The 3,570-nt window shown below is 61.8% G+C and carries 3 protein-coding genes and 1 pseudogene; 1 reads left to right on the forward strand and 3 read right to left on the reverse strand.

Annotated features, from left to right (window positions below; all coding sequences use genetic code 11):
- The 3 genes from EN893_RS24310 to EN893_RS24320 all read right to left on the reverse strand — a co-directional run.
- On the reverse strand, positions 1 to 771 hold a 771-nt coding region (locus tag EN893_RS24310), incomplete at its 3' end, for a glycosyltransferase (RefSeq protein WP_128361826.1).
- A gap of 14 nt (positions 772 to 785) precedes the next feature.
- Positions 786 to 1,382 (reverse strand): histidine phosphatase family protein, encoded by a 597-nt coding sequence (locus EN893_RS24315; RefSeq protein WP_127270579.1) that lies wholly within the window; start codon positions 1,380 to 1,382, stop codon positions 786 to 788.
- The gene (locus tag EN893_RS24320; RefSeq protein WP_127270577.1) at positions 1,379 to 2,482 is read right to left on the reverse strand and encodes an inositol-3-phosphate synthase; all 1,104 of its coding nucleotides are present in this window, start codon (positions 2,480 to 2,482) and stop codon (positions 1,379 to 1,381) included. Before EN893_RS24320 ends, EN893_RS24315 begins: the two co-directional genes overlap by 4 nt.
- Here EN893_RS24320 and EN893_RS24325 point away from each other — a divergent pair.
- Positions 2,377 to 3,570: pseudogene (locus EN893_RS24325) on the forward strand (hypothetical protein); the annotation flags it as partial. The gene EN893_RS24320 and the pseudogene EN893_RS24325 sit on opposite strands and share 106 nt — an antisense overlap.

The raw sequence follows: 3,570 nt of genomic DNA on the forward strand, positions 1-3,570 counted from the left end.
ATTCAGTGTCAGACGAGAGGATGAGAAAAACGCCGGGTGATCGGCCGGCGGAAGGTGCCTGACGAAGAAGATGTTGTCGCTCCACGGGAATTCCTGCGGATATTGTGCGCCGCCGATGATGAAGCGCTGGTCCGCCAAGCGCGCAGCTGGGCGAACCAGCAGATTCTCGACGGCCGCCTGGCGATCGGGCGCGTAGGTTCCGAGATAGGAGAGATCGGCCTTGAACTCGGCCCGCGGCGTAGCCGGCCGGTGTTGATCCGGATCGACATGCCCATAGAGCGGCACCACGTGACGCGCGCCCAGAACCGCCTTCAGCGCGTCGACCGCCGAGCCGCCTGTGTAGCTCAGGACGAGGTCGAAATCGGCAAGACCCTCGGGGCCGAAATAGGGTGGACGCTCACCTTGTTCGATGCGGGCAAGCGTGACCGGAGTGTCCAGATCGTAGAAGACCCGCAGTCCGCGCCCTGCCTGCTGCGCCAGCCGCGAGGCGTCCACGGCATCGGGACAATAAGAGGTGACGATAACGACATCCGATCGTTTGATCGTTTGCTCCGCGACCCGGCGGATATCCTCCCAGTCCGGATAGAGCACGATGTTGCCGCCGTCCAGATGATCAACATCGCGCGTTCCGGCATAGTAGGGTGTGTCGCGTTCGAAGAAGGTGATGGACCAGCCGCGCCGGGCGAGGGCTCTGATCAGTCCCCTCCATAAGGTGGCATGGCCGTTACCCCATGAAGACGTGACGGTAAGACCGAAAATGACCATCTGCATCCGGCAAATCCTCGTCAGGCAACTTCGTTCAATCGGATCAGCTTCGCCCCCCAGTCGCCCGACACGATCGTGGTGATCGAGGCGGGATCGATGTCGAAGCGAAAGCAGTCGCCGGCCGGCAAGCCAAGGACTTTGCAGACGGCGGCCTTGATCACATCGGCGTGGCTGACCAGGGCGACACACTGATTCTGATGCTGCTCGTGGACAGCGTTCATCACCGCGACGACGCGCTGCTGGACATCCAGCATGGTTTCGCCGTTTGGTGTCCTGGCCTCCTGCCGCTGGTCGTTCCAGGCTCGCCAGCCGGCGTTGCCGCTCAACTCATCGAAGGTCTTTCCCGACCAGTCGCCGAAGTCGATCTCGTCGAGTTCGGCACAGATCGCGATTTCCCCGACGCCGCAGGCGAACGCGATTGGCAGGGCCGTCTCCCGGGTCCGCTCGCGCGGGCTGCACAAGATCGCTGCAATCGGCTCCCGGGCCATGCGGCAGCCAAGCTGCGTTGCCTGCGCCTTACCAGCATCCCCGAGGCAAACGCCGTCCATACGGCCTGCCAGATAGGAGCCGACATTGTCGTGTGCCGCATGGCGGATCAGAAAGAAGGTCGTCGTCATTCCGCGGCATCGAGCAAAGGCTCGTCCTTGCCTGCGATAAAAGCGAGCGTGCGCTGCCGCGCTTCGGCGTCGGTGAACTGTTCGGGAGGCGACTTCATGAAATAACTGCAGGGACCGGTCAGCGCTCCGGCCATGCCGCGATCGAGCGCCAGCTTGGCGCAGCGTACCGCATCGATCACCACGCCGGCCGAGTTTGGAGAATCCCAGACTTCCAGCTTGAGCTCGGCATTGAGCGGCACGCCGCCGAAAGTCGTGCCTTCCACCCTTATATAGGCCCACTTGCGATCGGTCAGCCACGGTACGTGGTCGCTGGGCCCAACGTGGATATTGCCTGGCTCCAGGGGAACATCGAACTGGCTGGCCACGGACTGTGTCTTCGAGATTTTCTTCGATTCCAGCCGCTCGCGTTCCAGCATGTTGAGAAAATCGGTGTTGCCGCCGAAATTCAGCTGATAGGTGCGGTCGATGCGTACGCCGCGTTCGCGGAAGAGATTGGCCAGCAGCCGGTGCACGATGGTCGCGCCGACCTGGCTCTTGATATCGTCGCCGACCAGCGGCAGTCCTCGCTGCTCAAAGCGCCGGCGCCATTCCGGGCGTGAGGCGATGAAAACTGGTATGCAATTGACGAAGGCGCAGCCGGCCTCGAGTGCGCATTCGGCATAGAAGCAAGTTGCCTCCTCAGAACCCACCGGCAGGTAGGAAACCAGCACGTCAGCGTTGCTGTCGCGCAGGATCTCGCTGACATTGGCAACCGGCTCCGGAGCTTCTTCAATCTCGTCGCGCAGATATTTGCCGATCCCGTCCAACGTCGGCCCGCGCTCGACGCGAATGCCGGTTGTCAGCGCGTCGGCGAAGCGGAACGTGTTGTTCGGGGCGGCATAGATCGCTTCCGCGACGTCGCGGCCAACCTTGCTCCTGGCGACATCGAATGCGCAGACAATCTCGATGTCGTCGACATGGTAGCCGCCAAGGTCGGCATGCATCAGCCCAGGGATTGGTTCGTTGCTTTTCGCGTTACGATAAAACGAGAGGCCCTGCACCAGGGAGGATGCGCAGTTGCCGACCCCAACGATACCAACACGAACCTTTTTCGATCCCACGAAACCGCCACCCTATGTTGTTCAAAGGTAAGTTCCTGGCGCCGAACCATCAGCGTGCCGGAATGTTCCTCCGCCCATCGAAAAATTGCGCGAGACTGCATGGATCGAAGCTGCATTCGATGCGTTGCCGCACGGCAACATTGGAAAACCGATCGATGATCGTCTACGGCGACCACAGGCAGACCGAGAGCGCAGAGCAGCTTCGGGAAGCAGCAAACGAAATGGCCGAAAGCCTGGATCGGATGTCTCATGGCGTCCAACGCCATGCTGCATTGGTCGGACTATTCATCAGCGTGTCGGAGCTGGTTCAGGCGCTTGCCGATGTCGATTTCCAAACCAGCGGCATCGACATCTTTTCGCCGCGACAACAGCAAGGCGCCAAGTTGTTGGTCGGACTCGCGGCAGAGGTGGCGAAGTCGTGGCAAAGCGGTTTCGGCGTCGGCGGTGGCATCGATCCGGGACTTCTCAAACAGCTGGCCGGGCTCGACTGCAAGGCCGAGGTTGTGACCGGCTCTGCCGAGGGTTATGCGCACTATGCGCTTTATCCCGAAAGCTATTTGGACGCGGCGCAGAAGTCGGGTCTCGATGCGAACACATGCGTGATCGGCGTCCGCAGCATCGGCCTCGGGCTGGCAGCTATGGTGGCGGCCTCGATTGGTGCGCCGGCACCATTCAGCGTTCGCCCGATCGGCCATCCCTTCCGCAGGTATATCAACGCCGATCCGCAGTCGATCGCCACTTGGATGAACAATCCATCGGCGCGTTTCGCCGTTGTCGACGAGGGTCCTGGCCTGTCCGGCAGTTCGATGCATGCCGTTATCGTGTGGCTGCGTGAACTGGGTATCGATACGGACCGCATTCACCTGTTTCCCAGCCATTCAGGCGGCCCGGGCATCGAAGCGTCGCGGGAGGCTCGGGAGACATGGTCGCGCTGTCCGAAGCATGTGGCGACGGCGTTTGAATGCACCTTCTCCGAAAGCTCGAAAATCCCCACGTTGCGCGATTGGGTGGCCGAGGCGGTCGGCAGGCCGGAATTAGGCCTGACCGAGCTATCTGGCGGCGAGTGGCGGGGCGCCCCCTATGCCGAC

The sequence above is a fragment of the Mesorhizobium sp. M7A.F.Ca.CA.004.04.2.1 genome (genome assembly GCF_004022825.1).
Classification (GTDB): Bacteria; Pseudomonadota; Alphaproteobacteria; order Rhizobiales; family Rhizobiaceae; genus Mesorhizobium.